This is a genomic window from Croceitalea dokdonensis DOKDO 023 (assembly GCF_001306415.1).
GTDB classification, from domain to species: Bacteria; Bacteroidota; Bacteroidia; order Flavobacteriales; family Flavobacteriaceae; genus Croceitalea; species Croceitalea dokdonensis.
In genome coordinates this window covers 275,926-289,011 of the sequence record NZ_LDJX01000006.1, presented here as the reverse complement: position 1 = coordinate 289,011, position 13,086 = coordinate 275,926, and the positions used below count along the sequence as shown (strand labels likewise).

15 protein-coding genes are annotated in these 13,086 nt (G+C 42.1%); 1 reads left to right on the top strand and 14 read right to left on the bottom strand.

All coding sequences use genetic code 11. The features are described from left to right. Positions 1-25 precede the first annotated feature (25 nt). Together I595_RS13900 and I595_RS13895 are read right to left on the bottom strand one after the other, a co-directional pair. Complete coding sequence (locus tag I595_RS13900) at positions 26-976, bottom strand: endonuclease/exonuclease/phosphatase family protein (RefSeq protein WP_054560034.1); 951 nt, start codon at positions 974-976, stop codon at positions 26-28. Next, positions 977-1,756, bottom strand: a complete 780-nt coding sequence (locus I595_RS13895) for a TMEM175 family protein (RefSeq protein ID WP_054560033.1) — start codon at positions 1,754-1,756, stop codon at positions 977-979. 78 nt (positions 1,757-1,834) lie between these two features. On the opposite strand from I595_RS13895, the gene hflX reads away from it, so the two are divergent. Further along, entirely contained in the window at positions 1,835-3,046 is a 1,212-nt protein-coding gene (hflX, locus tag I595_RS13890) for a GTPase HflX (RefSeq protein WP_054560032.1), read from the top strand. A gap of 207 nt (positions 3,047-3,253) precedes the next feature. Here the strand turns inward: hflX and I595_RS13885 are convergent, their stop codons facing one another. The 12 genes from I595_RS13885 to I595_RS13830 all read right to left on the bottom strand — a co-directional run bounded on the left by I595_RS13885 (position 3,254) and on the right by I595_RS13830 (position 12,966). Continuing rightward, positions 3,254-4,159: a DUF3078 domain-containing protein gene (locus I595_RS13885; RefSeq protein WP_054560031.1), complete on the bottom strand. Its 906-nt coding sequence runs from the start codon at positions 4,157-4,159 to the stop codon at positions 3,254-3,256. A 69-nt stretch (positions 4,160-4,228) separates the two neighbouring features. Further along, positions 4,229-4,735, bottom strand: coding sequence for a DUF2480 family protein (locus I595_RS13880; protein WP_054560030.1), 507 nt, complete (start codon positions 4,733-4,735; stop codon positions 4,229-4,231). Positions 4,736-4,759: 24 nt separating this feature from the next. Further along, complete coding sequence (locus tag I595_RS13875) at positions 4,760-4,975, bottom strand: PspC domain-containing protein (RefSeq protein WP_054560029.1); 216 nt, start codon at positions 4,973-4,975, stop codon at positions 4,760-4,762. Between the two features lie 7 nt (positions 4,976-4,982). Beyond that, a complete protein-coding gene (locus I595_RS13870; protein WP_054560028.1) occupies positions 4,983-5,312 on the bottom strand; it encodes an SUF system Fe-S cluster assembly protein in 330 nt (109 codons plus the stop codon). Position 5,313: 1 nt separating this feature from the next. Next, positions 5,314-5,736 (bottom strand): SufE family protein, encoded by a 423-nt coding sequence (locus I595_RS13865; RefSeq protein WP_054560027.1) that lies wholly within the window; start codon positions 5,734-5,736, stop codon positions 5,314-5,316. A 138-nt stretch (positions 5,737-5,874) separates the two neighbouring features. Continuing rightward, the gene (locus tag I595_RS13860) at positions 5,875-7,089 is read right to left on the bottom strand and encodes an aminotransferase class V-fold PLP-dependent enzyme (protein ID WP_054560026.1); all 1,215 of its coding nucleotides are present in this window, start codon (positions 7,087-7,089) and stop codon (positions 5,875-5,877) included. A gap of 236 nt (positions 7,090-7,325) precedes the next feature. Further along, the gene (locus I595_RS13855) at positions 7,326-7,997 is read right to left on the bottom strand and encodes a porin family protein (protein ID WP_054560025.1); all 672 of its coding nucleotides are present in this window, start codon (positions 7,995-7,997) and stop codon (positions 7,326-7,328) included. A 1-nt stretch (position 7,998) separates the two neighbouring features. Next, complete coding sequence (gene sufD, locus I595_RS13850; protein ID WP_054560024.1) at positions 7,999-9,315, bottom strand: Fe-S cluster assembly protein SufD; 1,317 nt, start codon at positions 9,313-9,315, stop codon at positions 7,999-8,001. 69 nt (positions 9,316-9,384) lie between these two features. Then, entirely contained in the window at positions 9,385-10,137 is a 753-nt protein-coding gene (sufC, locus tag I595_RS13845) for a Fe-S cluster assembly ATPase SufC (protein ID WP_054560023.1), read from the bottom strand. Between the two features lie 4 nt (positions 10,138-10,141). Next, positions 10,142-11,020 carry an N-acyl homoserine lactonase family protein gene (locus tag I595_RS13840; RefSeq protein ID WP_054560022.1) on the bottom strand — a complete coding sequence of 293 codons (879 nt, stop codon included), beginning with the start codon at positions 11,018-11,020 and terminating at the stop codon, positions 10,142-10,144. Between the two features lie 34 nt (positions 11,021-11,054). Beyond that, positions 11,055-12,500, bottom strand: a complete 1,446-nt coding sequence (gene sufB, locus I595_RS13835) for a Fe-S cluster assembly protein SufB (protein WP_054560021.1) — start codon at positions 12,498-12,500, stop codon at positions 11,055-11,057. A gap of 136 nt (positions 12,501-12,636) precedes the next feature. Next, positions 12,637-12,966 (bottom strand): HesB/IscA family protein, encoded by a 330-nt coding sequence (locus tag I595_RS13830; protein ID WP_054560020.1) that lies wholly within the window; start codon positions 12,964-12,966, stop codon positions 12,637-12,639. Positions 12,967-13,086 lie beyond the last annotated feature (120 nt).

The following is a 13,086-nucleotide window of genomic DNA, read 5'->3' as shown; positions in this document are numbered from 1 at the left end:
CGTTGTGTAAGATATTTCTTTCTTTTTATGGGTGGAATTTTAAGATCGCGTATACGGGAAAATGATCGCTATATCCTCCTATGTACTTTTTGCCCGCATAGGTTCTGTATGGATTACCTTGATAACGGCCTTTCCATTCTTTCAGGAACTTGGGCGAGAAAATAGCGGCTTTCTGAAAGCTATGCGTTCCCGGTGCCACATTGATAAAACTATGGGAAAGGATGATTTGATCAAACAGGCTCCATTCTCCCCTATAATTGGCACTGCCGGTATGCGGAGATAACAATTTTTTCATAGGATTGATAAAAAGCCCTGTTTCCATTATCAATTTGATGCTCGCAGAATCTGGGTCATCATTAAAATCGCCCATGATAATAATATGGGGTGCCTTTTCCTCCTCTTTTAGTTGATTCACCTTACTTATAATTGCCTTTGCAGCTGCCAGCCTTTTATAGGCCGTGGCCTCCTCTCCATCGCGACGGGATGGCCAGTGGTTCACAAAAATGTGGAGCGTTTCACCGTTTAGTTTACCGCATACATATAGAATGTCTCGGGTGAGGTCACGATGACCGTCCGTATTGGCTACCAACAAAGGAACTACCTCGCCACGCAAAACCTCAAAATAATCCCTATGGTAAATTAGCCCGGTGTCTATACCGCGTTCGTCGGGGGAATCAAAATGCACATAACCGTAATTGATGTCCCGCAGGTTCTTTGCCGCCAATAGCTTTTCTATGACCTTGGCATTTTCTACCTCTGCAATACCCAAAAGTACTGGGGGCAACTGTTGGTCTTCTTCACCAATGGCGCTTATGGCCTTGGCCAGTTTCTTGGTTTTCCATTCAAAACGTTTATGGTCCCATTTTTTAAATCCCCTAGAGGTAAAATCATCGTCCAGAACGTGATTGTCATTCGTGGTATCAAAGTAATTTTCAAGATTGTAAAAGGCTATGGTATATTCTTGTTCCTCCGCCATTTATTCCGTTTCGCCGTTAAACCTAATTTTCATTTTTTTATTTCTACGTCTACGGTTCAAAGGAAGTAAAAACGCAATAAAAATGTAGACCATTCCTGATATTGCAGCACTTCTGCCTCCAAAAACCAACACAATTGACATAGATAGCATACATACGGCCAATAAGATAGTATAGGACTGTATAAAACTTTTGGTAAGGTACACTTCCTTGGAAGAGAGTTCTAAAACAGCTCTTTTCCTATAGGCATTGAGGTGCATCAGCAGTAAAAACAAGTACATAAAAAATAAACCGAGGCCAAACCTAATCATGATATCTACCCATTGGTCGCCACTCAAATCTGCTTTACCTACCTCATTCATCACTTGCATTAATGCTTCCGAACGGTCTCCCATTTTATATTTGATTATGCTATAAATGGATGTACCCAAAAATGAAAATAGATACTTTAAAGGGTACACATAAAAAAGCAGTACAAATAAGAAAAGAAAATTGAGCACCTTAGTTGCCTTGTCCTGCAAACCATAATGCAGAAAGAAGTTACTATGATTGTTCCAAAGGCCAAGGAGTAACATTATACAGAAGATAAAGCCCAAAAAGCCATGCATGGAAACTTGTAATTCCACATAGGTGGTTGGTACCTGCGAGGCAATGACCAATAAGGTGATGGCAAAGCCAAAAATAGCGTCTGTTAAATTTTCCAATCGGGAACTTGTCAAACCCCGATATCTAAATCCATCTGGGGAAACTTCATGCCTTTTTGCAAAGAACTTTTTAGCCATACTTTTTCCTTTATCGGATTTGAAAAATACAAAAAAGGACGAGCAAACAATGTGTAACTTTGTCTTTTAAATCTTTTTATGCTAGAAAAGAAAACAACGGAATACGAAAAATCGGTTCTAATAGGTATCATTAACCAAGAGCAGGACAAGACCAAGGTGGAGGAATATCTGGATGAATTGGAATTCTTGACCTATACGGCCGGTGGGGAAGTGCTAAAACGTTTTGTGCAACGCATGGACGTGCCCAACCCAAAAACGCTGTTAGGTAGTGGAAAAATTGAGGAGGTTGCTGCCTACGTAAAGGAAAATGATATAGGCTCTGCCATTTTTGATGATGAGCTAAGCCCAGCACAACAAAGAAATATAGAGAAATTATTACGCTGCAAGATTATTGATAGAACGAGTCTTATCCTAGATATTTTTGCGCAACGCGCCCAAACAAGTTATGCAAGAACCCAAGTAGAATTAGCGCAATACCAATACCTGCTGCCCAGGTTGACGGGGCTATGGACCCACCTAGAAAGACAAAAAGGGGGAATTGGAATGCGTGGGCCCGGGGAGACCGAGATTGAAACGGATAGGCGTATAGTACGTGACCGTATCTCGTTGCTCAAAAAGAAATTGACCAAGATCGATCGCCAAATGGAAACCCAAAGAGGTAACCGTGGGGCCTTGGTCCGGGTTGCCCTTGTGGGCTACACCAATGTGGGAAAATCTACCTTAATGAACGTTATCAGCAAAAGCGAGGTTTTTGCGGAGAACAAATTGTTTGCCACGTTGGACACTACCGTGAGGAAAGTGGTCTTGGGCAACCTCCCATTTTTGTTAAGTGATACCGTAGGTTTTATCCGAAAGCTGCCCACACAATTGGTGGAAAGCTTTAAAAGCACCTTGGATGAGGTTCGTGAAGCAGATCTTCTTCTGCATGTGGTTGATATTTCCCATCCACAATTTGAAGAGCATATCGCATCGGTCAACAAAATTTTGGACGAAATAGAAAGCGCGGATAAAAGTACCATCATGGTCTTTAATAAGATAGACATGTACCATCCCGAGACCATCGATGAAGACGACTTGGTAACCCAAAAAACCAAAATCCATTTTACCTTGGAGGAATGGCGCCAGACCTGGTACCATAAACTAGGAGACCGCGCCCTGTTCATATCGGCCTTGAACAAAGAAAACCTTGACGACTTTAGAAAGCGTGTCTATAACGAAGTCCGTGACATCCACGTGACCCGCTTTCCCTACAACAACTTTCTTTATCCTGAGCATTTGGACGAATATTAACGTTTCTGTCAGAAAAACAGAGGTTGCCCGCTCCCAACAGCTTTTACCAGTTTGACATCAAAAAAATAGAAAAACCAAAACCCACTTTTATATTTACGTCAGAAAACAATGGCTTTCCCCAAGGCTCTTGTTACCTAAAGAACTTAACGATAAAAAAAGCCCCTGATGCTGTCATCAAGGGCTTTTTTATTGCGGTTATGCAACAGCTTAGAAATTATAGCTCAAGCCCACCGTATAAAAGGATTGTAATGAATTGTCCGCATCCTCAAGGGCAACACCTTGAAAATTGGCGGCCTCTTGCTGGCTATTTCTTAGACCAAAGTCAAAACCAACACCAATACCCTTCCAAAGGGTATAGGAAAAGTTATTGGTCCAGGTCCAGTTGCTCAGTTCACTACCTTCATAACTCATAAATGCGGAAAGATTGGACTTAAACGCAACGGCGCCGATTTGTCTTGTGTAATCGGCCACGATTTTAGCACCTAAAGAACTTGCGAAAACGGCATCGTTTTCCGCAAAGACAAAATTGTAGTTCAAAGGGTGGATCACCACTACCATATTATCAATAGGTGTCCATGTACCACCAACCCCTAAATCTAGATATCCTGGGTCATTAAAATTATTCAACAAGGTGGTTCTGTACTCTCCAAGGGCAGAAATGGCAAACTTATCGGACAGTCTCCAACCATACAAAGATGTGATTTGGAAGACATCCGTTAAGGCTTCAAAGTCCTCTGAATCCGTTGCAATGTCCTTATTGTCCAATTTTACCCAACCTAGGTTAAGGTTCAGGGAATTGTTCCAGAAATACTTTTCCCTTTTAAGATTGGCAAAGGCGTTACCTGTAATGGTAATATTACCTGAGCTGTTGTTTGGTGCGCCCTGGGCAAACCAGTTATTAAAGTTGGAAAGTGAGCCTCCAATGGTTCCAAAAGCACCTTTTTTCCAACCTGGCAGGGCATCTATTTGAGCCTGTATGGCATCGGCTCTTCCTTGAATTGCAGAAATAGAGTCTTTTTTGGTGGCCAAAGTGGCTTTCAATTCTTCTTCTGTTTGTGCCGTAAGCGTTACAGCAGTGAACAGGAATGCTAAAGCAAATACGATTTTTCTCATTTGTGTTTTAATGTTTAGTGTATAAGACCCGCAAATGTAGTAATTGTCACCTTTTGCAAGAATAAAATATTACTTTCTCTTGAATAATGGGACTGAGGAGCAGGCTTCCCCGTACATTACACTTTTAGCTACGGTCTGTATTTTTGCCATGGCCTGTAAATATGCATTTTGGGGCACGGGTTTGTGCGCGCAGCCTTTGATAATGACCGGCCTGTCCTGAAATTGGGAAACATCCAACTTCTCCAAGATAGGCTGATAAATAGCGGATTCCAGTTGTTCCAAGTTGCCTTGAACCACTTTTTTGGCATAAGGACATACTCTTGAGGCCACCAGCATAAAGGCCCAACCAGGGATAATGGCCTCGGAACTACAGCATAAGGCTACATACTTGTCTTGATATTGTGCCCAGTCATGTGCTTGGACAAAAGCCCGAAATTCTTTTTCCTTGAGAATAACCCCTTCATAAAGCCAGTCTTTGATGTCCAGCACCTTACGCTCCCCTTCCGGATAAAGCTCTTCTAAATCAAAGGTGATTAATTTGCTTTTTGCGACCTTATTTACAATTTCCTTTTCCATGAATCACAAGCATTACAGGTACTATTATTCTTTACGGAATTCATCCAAATTAAATTTTTTGGGGGCTGATGGCATAATAAAAGCTAAGATGGGATAGGCAAAAATACCTAAGAACATAAAAGTAAATAGCACCCATAACACCCTTACCGTTAGTTTTGGCCAACCAATAAACTCTGCTATTCCTCCGCAAACGCCCAAAAGAACGCGGTCGTTGGACTTGGTAAGTTGTTGTTTTTCCATATGCAGGTTATAACATGCCCAATTCCAGTTTTGCCTCTTCGCTCATCAGGTCTTGCGTCCATGGAGGATCAAAAGTAATCTCCACCTCCGCATCCTTTACCGCATCCAAGGATTTTACCTTTTCTTCTACCTCTACGGGCAAGGATTCTGCCACGGGACAGTTGGGGGAGGTTAAGGTCATTAAAATCTTTACATCATTATCCTCATTGACAAATACATCGTATATCAATCCAAGCTCATAAATGTCCACGGGAATCTCAGGGTCATAAATGGTCTTTAACACCCTCACGATTTTATCGCCCAGTTCCGCAGTGTCAATAGTAGTTTCTTCGCTCATGTTAGTTCAATTGTGTTTGGTAGGCAATGGCATACAATTTTATTTGTTTTACCATACTTACCAAACCGTTTGCCCGTGTGGGCGATAAATGTTCTTTTAATCCAATCTTATCTATAAAATCCGTATTGGCATCAATGATGTCCTGTGGTTTTTGATTGCTAAAGCTGCGGATTAAAATGGCAATGATACCCTTGGTAATAATGGCATCACTGTCTGCGGTAAACAGCAGCTTGTCCTCTTCCAATTCTGCATGCACCCACACTTTGCTTTGGCAACCTTTTATGATGTTATCATCAGTTTTGTACTGTTCCGCTATCAAAGGCAGCGATTTGCCCAGTTCAATCATATATTCGTAGCGTTGCATCCAGTCGTCAAACATGCTAAACTCATCAATAATTTCTTGTTGTATTTCGGTAATGGTCATGCCATAGGTTTATGGCAAAAATACGATAACGTTAATTGTATTTCAATGCTTTAAGAAAAGGATAACAAGGATAAAAAAATAGGCAACTATGATTCTGGGTGAGGTTGTCCTTGTGCACCAACTTAAAAGTGGTCATCATTAGAGCAACATCGCCTTGGCGCGGTTTACTCCCTCCACCAATACATCCACCTCTTCTTTAGTGTTATAAAAACTAAAACTTGCCCGTACCGTACCGGGGATTTTATAGAAGTCCATAATAGGCTGTGCACAATGGTGGCCAGTGCGCACGGCAATGCCCAATTTATCCAGTATAGTTCCGATATCGTAGGGATGGATGCCTTGTATATTAAAGGAGATCACTGATGTCTTGTTTGCTGCCGTCCCATAGATTTTGAGTCCCTGAATCTTAAGCAATTCTTGAGTCGCATAATCGAGCAACTCATTTTCATAGGAAGCAATGGCATCAAAACCAATGGCGTTCATATAATCCAAAGCCGCCCCAAAAGCAATCCCTCCACAGATATTGGGCGTGCCTGCCTCAAATTTATGGGGTAGATCTGCATAAGTGGTTTCTTCAAAGGTGACTTCTGCTATCATCTCACCACCTCCTTGGTAAGGAGGTAGTTTTTTCAGCCAAGATTCTTTACCATAGAGCATTCCAACTCCGGTTGGCCCGCATACTTTATGCGCTGAGATGATATAAAAATCAACATCCAACTCTTGAACATCCGCTTTAATATGTGGCGATGCCTGCGCACCATCAATCAATACTGCCGCCCCTACGGCATGTGCTTTTTGGATGATTTCTTGTATAGGGTTAATCGTCCCCAATGCATTGGAGACGTGGTTACAAAAAACGAGTTTGGTTTTATGGGACAGTAACCCATCAAATTTCGCCATCAACAATTCACCGTTCTCGTTCATGGGGATGACCTTCAGCACCGCTCCAGTGCGTTCGCATAACATTTGCCATGGCACAATATTACTGTGGTGCTCCATCGCAGAGACCAAAAGTTCATCCCCTTTGTTAAGCAGTGAGGTGAATCCATTGGCCACTAAATTGATGCTATGGGTAGTTCCTGAAGTGAAAATAACCTCATGGGATTTGGCAATATTAAAGTGTGCTTGAATTTTAAGCCTCGCCTGTTCATAGGCGTCCGTGGCTTCTTGGGACAAGGTGTGCACTCCACGGTGGATATTGGCATTGAGCCTTTGGTAGTAATCCACGATGACGTCAATTACTTGCTTCGGGGTTTGGGATGTTGCTGCATTATCTAGGTAAACCAGCGGTTTCCCGTTAACCTCACGATTCAGTATGGGAAAATCGGCTCTTATTTTTGAAACGTTGAACATAGCAATTCAGTTGAATTACAAAGATACTTACTATCCTAAAGTATTAGCTAGCCATGTTCCATTAAAACCGAAAACAAGCAGTCAAGATTGGTCTTAGTTCTTCCGAAATTATCATTTAAAATTGTACAGACACCTTGGATGCAAAAGCAAATACCGTATGATCCGTATTGGAGAGGACAAAACGGGAAAAAACAACTGGTACTGGTGATTTCAAACAGAGTTATGCCACATCTTTATTAAAAAAGATAGTTCAAGGACAATTGTAAAGCGACATTATAGTTTTGTGCGCCGCCTAGGGCGTTTAATCGGTTCCGAAGACCAATATAGGCCCTTGGGGAAATGGAAATGTTCTGCGTCAGGATAAAACCAAGGCCCAGAGCTGCTCCATAATCTAACTGAAAATCGCCTGAAATGGAGGTACGCCGTGCCAAATCCGTTCCATCAATTTCATCCAAGTTTTTAATGATATTTACTTGATTGAGCAAAAACCCGAATTGGGGACCAAACTCCACATCAACTTTTTCATTTAGGGCAAACTTCATAATCAAGGGAACCGTTAAATAATTCAGCTGAACGTTGTTTCTGAAATCATTTTCACCAGCAACGGAACCTCCTCCATTTTCAATTGAAGCTAAATCCGTACTGAATTGAAATCCTTGGGATGAATACAGAAGCTCTGGCTGGAACTTTAATGTATAAGACAAATCAACTTCAGCAAATACTCCGACATGACCGGAAAAGCGGAATTTTAACCCTTCTGTCAGGTCTCCAACAATGGAAGAATAATTAGGTCCCCCCTTAATGCCAACGCGGGTTAGCTGCGCAGAAACGTTCCACTGGAACAGCAGCACAAAAAGCAGCACACCGCTATAAACAAGCTTTCTAGGGTGCCACGGCTTTTTGTCCATGCTACAAGTCAAATCCGAGGTTAACACCAAGTTTTTTGGCGATGAGCTTGTTGATTCTAGTCTTTAGTTCAGGGATTCTAACACTTTCCAAGACATTATTGGCAAAGGCATACATTAACAGTGCTTGGGCCTCTCTTCTTGGGATGCCCCTGGATTGCAAGTAAAACATCGCATCCTCGTCCAACTGGCCAATGGTACAGCCATGGGAACATTTTACGTCATCTGCAAAAATCTCCAGTTGTGGCTTGGTGTTTATTGTTGCTTTGTCACTAATTAGAATATTATTGTTTTGCTGAAAGGCATTGGTTTTCTGTGCGATTTTATCCACGATGATTTTACCATTGAACACCCCAGTGGAATTTTCCCCATAGATACCTTTATAATCCTGATGACTTTCACAATTGGGTTCAATATGATGTACCAAGGTGTGGTGATCAACGTGCTGTTTTTCTCCTAAAATAGTGATTCCCTTCATCGTAGAATCCATATACTCCCCATTCTGGAAAAAGTTGAGGTTGTTCCGCGTTAATTTACCACCAAACGAGAACGTATGTACATTTACGTTGCTTTTCCCTTTTTGGTTGATGTAGGTATTATCAATCAACGAGGCCGTAGCATTGTCATTTTGAATCTTGTAGTAATCAACAATGGCACTTTCTGCGGCAAAAATCTCGGTAACACTGTTGGTTAAGACCTCATTGCTGGTAAGGCTTTGATGACGTTCTATAATCTGCACCTCTGCATTTTCCTCAACGATGATAAGGTTGCGGGGCTGTAACATCAAAGCGGCCTCGTTCCCGGTTGCAAAATGCACGATTTCCACAGGTTTTTTGGGCATTTTGTTCTTTGGGATGTAGATATAGGCACCTTCCCTACTAAAAGCCGTGTTCAGTGTGGTCAATGATTCGTCCTTGGAAGCTACCTTGTTAAAGTATACATCAATGATTTGCTTGTACATGGGCTTGGTGAGCGCAGAGCTCATCAAACAGATATCTACCCCGTCATGGGTAGTTTCTGAGAGAAAAGAACTGTAAATGCCATCAATAAATACAATTTTATAACTGTCGATCTCATGTAAAAAATACTTTTTAACATCCTTATACTCCAAAGCATTCTGTTGCTTTGGAAAAATGCTGAAATCCACTTTTTGTAGGCTGTTAAGCGAGGTGTATTTCCAAGCTTCCTCTTTTTTTGTGGGAAAACCTTTGGCTTCAAAATTCTTGATGGCCTCTGTCCGAACATCATGTACAGGATGGTCAACATCCACATTGTTCTCAAAAGCCATGAAGGAAGAAATTAATTTCTCTTTTAAACTCATGTTTTTATCATTTTCAGTAAACAGTTCTCGGTTTACAGCATCGGCTTGCCGCAACTGTGTACTTATTTTTTAAACCGCAGCTTCTTGTTTGATCCAATCGTATCCTTTTTCCTCTAGTTCCATGGCCAGCTCCTTGCAGCCAGACTTTACGATTTTTCCATTGTGCAATACGTGTACAAAATCTGGGACAATGTAATCCAGCAACCTTTGGTAATGGGTGATTACGATAACTGCATTGTCCTTACTCTTTAATTTGTTGACGCCATTGGCCACAATCCTAAGGGCATCGATATCCAGACCAGAATCCGTTTCGTCCAAAATGGCCACTTTAGGCGCTAACATGGCCATTTGGAAAATCTCATTACGCTTTTTCTCACCTCCGGAAAACCCTTCGTTCAAGGAACGGGACAAGAACTTGCGATCAATTTCCAACAATTCTGATTTTTCACGGATCAACTTCAGCATTTCGTTGGCTGGCATGTCTTCCAAGCCCCGTCCTTTTCTAGATTCATTGATCGCCGTTTTCATAAAATTGGTCACCGATACCCCAGGTATCTCCACAGGGTACTGAAAGGAAAGAAAAACGCCTTTGTGCGCCCTTTCTTCCGGTGCAACATCTTCCAAATCTTCCCCATCCAGTGACACGGAACCTTGGGTTACCTCAAATTCCTCTTTCCCTGCAATTACGGATGCCAAGGTACTTTTACCTGAGCCGTTGGGTCCCATAATGGCATGTACCTCTCCTGGGTTCACAACTAGGTTGATTCCCCTAAGTATTTCTTTGTCCTCAACACTGGCGTGTAAATTTTTAATCTCTAACATCGTTCTATTTTAAGTAGTTTGGTGCCTTGGGCAACTTGTCAAAATCACCCTTGGCGTGTTGTAAATATACTTTTGCTCCTTTCTCCACGGCGAATGCCTCAAAGGCTGCCATACTTTCCATGGTCTGTTTTACATCATGGTTAAAAATGGGAACGCGCTTGTATTCCCTATTTTCATAAAAGTGGTATAAATCTCCCGTTAACAATAAGGGTCCGTGTTCATCCAGTTCCAAATAAAGTACTTGGTGCCCGGGCGTATGCCCCGGCATGGATTTAATGACCACGGTACCATCTCCAAAAACATCATGGTCGCCATTTAATTTTTTAACATTGGTAAGGTCGTTTACGGCATTATGGACATCCGCATTGTTTTTCCGTACTTCTTCACTCATTACAAAATCATACTCCGCTTCTTGGACCAGCCATAAGGCCTTGGTCAATTTTTCTGCATGGCCGCTATGATCAAAATGGGTATGCGAAAGGGCCAAATAATCAATGTCATCAAGGGTCATGTTAATGGTGGCCAACTGTGCCTCCACAGAATCTTTGCGCGAAACCGTAAAAGCTCCACTAGGGTCTGTATAGGGTTCTGGCATGCCTACCAGCATTTCTGGGAGGCCAGCATCCCACATAAGAGTCCCTTTAGGGTGTTCAATAACGTAAAAGGCATCGGAAAATACTTTGGTCTGCCCGGTATAGGTAGTGTCCTGGGAAAACAGTTCTAATTGATTCACCTGTACCGTGCCACCATCGAACGTATAGAGTTTAACTTTTACATCCTGTTCTTTTTCAGCTAGTACAATTGCCTGGGAAGCTTCCTTCTTTGCCTCTTTGCAAGAAAATAGCATTGCCATCAGAACAAAAAAGAGACCTGCGTGTTTCATTTTTACGTTGTTATTGCCTTTTCTGAATTGCAAATTACCCTACGGAACCTTCCAAACTGATTTCCAATAATTTTTGCGCCTCCACGGCAAATTCCATGGGCAGTTTATTGAGCACTTCCTTGCTAAAGCCGTTTACGATCAAAGCAATGGCTTTTTCCGTATCAATTCCTCTTTGGTTGCAATAGAAGATTTGGTCCTCACCAATTTTACTGGTGGTGGCCTCGTGTTCTACCTGTGCGGATTTGTTTTTGGCTTCTATGTAGGGAAAGGTGTGAGCGCCACATTCATTGCCCATTAGGAGGGAATCGCACTGTGAAAAATTTCGTGCATTTTCTGCTCGGGAATTGATTTGCACAAGGCCTCGATAGCTATTTTGTGATTTCCCTGCCGATATTCCCTTGGAAATGATGGTGCTTTTGGTATTCTTCCCCAAATGTACCATTTTGGTGCCCGTGTCCGCTTGCTGATGGTTATTGGTAACCGCGATGGAATAAAACTCCCCAACGGAATTATTGCCTTTAAGAATACAGGAAGGATACTTCCAGGTTATGGCGGAACCCGTCTCTACCTGCGTCCAGGATATTTTGGCGTTTTTTTCACAAAGGCCACGTTTGGTCACAAAATTGTAGACCCCACCTTTGCCCTCACTGTCTCCGGGAAACCAGTTTTGTACTGTAGAGTATTTGATCTCTGCATCATCCAATGCTATAAGCTCCACCACCGCGGCATGCAATTGGTTCTCATCCCTTGAGGGCGCGGTACAGCCCTCCAAGTAGCTTACGTAACTGCTCTCGTCGGCAATGACCAAGGTACGCTCAAACTGGCCTGTTCCGCCTTCATTGATCCTAAAATAGGTAGAAAGTTCCATAGGGCATTTTACGCCCTTGGGAATGTAGCAAAAAGAGCCGTCCGTAAATACCGCAGAATTTAGCGCAGCATAGAAATTATCCTTTTTGGGCACCACGGTACCCATATATTTTTTCACTAAATCCGGATGCTTATGTATGGCCTCCGAAATGGGCATGAACAGAATTCCTTTTTCTTCCAAAGTCTTTTGGAACGTGGTGGCCACGGAGACAGAATCTACCACAATGTCCACAGCTACGTTTTGCAGCCGCTTTTGTTCATCTACAGAAATCCCCAACTTGCGGTACATTTCCAGCAAATCTGGATCTACATCGTCCAAAGATTTAGTGGGGTCTGCTTTTTTGGGAGCAGAGTAGTAACTGATATCTTGGAACTCCGGTTTTTTGTAACGTACGTTGGCCCACTCTGGCTCGCTCATACTTTCCCAAATACGGAAAGCATCCAAACGCCACTCCGTCATCCATTCTGGCTCATTCTTCTTTTTGGAGATCGCCCTTACGATATCTGCACTTAACCCTTTTGGAAAAGTGTCCGCGTCTAATTCTGTATAAAACCCGTATTCGTATTCTTTGGTTTCGAGTTCTTTCTTTAATTCTTCTTCAGTATATGCCATAAGTCTCCTTTTATCCCCCGGTGGGAGAATTGATAATCTTACTGTTCTTTTATTTTCTTGGCCAACCCTTCTATGTTGCTGCCATTCCTGTTTTTTGGCCTAAAAAGGATAAAATTCCCTTTGGACGATAATTACGTCATAAAGAAAAACTTTCTCCACACCCACAGGTGCGCTGCGCATTGGGATTATTAAACACAAAGCCTTTGCCATTGAGGCCACCGGAATATTCCAAAGTAGTGCCCACTAGGTAAAGGAAGCTTTTTTTGTCCACAATGATACGTACAGTATTATCCTCAAAAACCTTATCGGTCTCCCCAATATTTTTATCAAAATCCAGTTCGTAGGACAAGCCGCTACAACCGCCACTTTTGACGCCTACACGGACGTAATCGGTCTCCGCATTAAAGCCGGACTCGGTCATTAATGTGACCACCTTTTGTTTAGCAGTATCAGATACTTTTATCATGATTACCAAGATTTAATCTAAATAGCATACAAATATAGGTTTTAAGCTGTTTAGAGCATGGTCTCTAACATTTTTATAACGTATGTTTTGATAAACTTTTTCTATAGAAAGGTTAAACAG

Coding starts and splice junctions, on each gene's coding strand:
- I595_RS13900 (WP_054560034.1), bottom strand. CDS start 976: ATGGCGGAGGAACAAGAATATACCATAGCCTTTTACAATCTTGAAAAT.
- I595_RS13895 (WP_054560033.1), bottom strand. CDS start 1,756: ATGGCTAAAAAGTTCTTTGCAAAAAGGCATGAAGTTTCCCCAGATGGA.
- hflX (WP_054560032.1), top strand. CDS start 1,835: ATGCTAGAAAAGAAAACAACGGAATACGAAAAATCGGTTCTAATAGGT.
- I595_RS13885 (WP_054560031.1), bottom strand. CDS start 4,159: ATGAGAAAAATCGTATTTGCTTTAGCATTCCTGTTCACTGCTGTAACG.
- I595_RS13880 (WP_054560030.1), bottom strand. CDS start 4,735: ATGGAAAAGGAAATTGTAAATAAGGTCGCAAAAAGCAAATTAATCACC.
- I595_RS13875 (WP_054560029.1), bottom strand. CDS start 4,975: ATGGAAAAACAACAACTTACCAAGTCCAACGACCGCGTTCTTTTGGGC.
- I595_RS13870 (WP_054560028.1), bottom strand. CDS start 5,312: ATGAGCGAAGAAACTACTATTGACACTGCGGAACTGGGCGATAAAATC.
- I595_RS13865 (WP_054560027.1), bottom strand. CDS start 5,736: ATGACCATTACCGAAATACAACAAGAAATTATTGATGAGTTTAGCATG.
- I595_RS13860 (WP_054560026.1), bottom strand. CDS start 7,089: ATGTTCAACGTTTCAAAAATAAGAGCCGATTTTCCCATACTGAATCGT.
- I595_RS13855 (WP_054560025.1), bottom strand. CDS start 7,997: ATGGACAAAAAGCCGTGGCACCCTAGAAAGCTTGTTTATAGCGGTGTG.
- sufD (WP_054560024.1), bottom strand. CDS start 9,315: ATGAGTTTAAAAGAGAAATTAATTTCTTCCTTCATGGCTTTTGAGAAC.
- sufC (WP_054560023.1), bottom strand. CDS start 10,137: ATGTTAGAGATTAAAAATTTACACGCCAGTGTTGAGGACAAAGAAATA.
- I595_RS13840 (WP_054560022.1), bottom strand. CDS start 11,020: ATGAAACACGCAGGTCTCTTTTTTGTTCTGATGGCAATGCTATTTTCT.
- sufB (WP_054560021.1), bottom strand. CDS start 12,500: ATGGCATATACTGAAGAAGAATTAAAGAAAGAACTCGAAACCAAAGAA.
- I595_RS13830 (WP_054560020.1), bottom strand. CDS start 12,966: ATGATAAAAGTATCTGATACTGCTAAACAAAAGGTGGTCACATTAATG.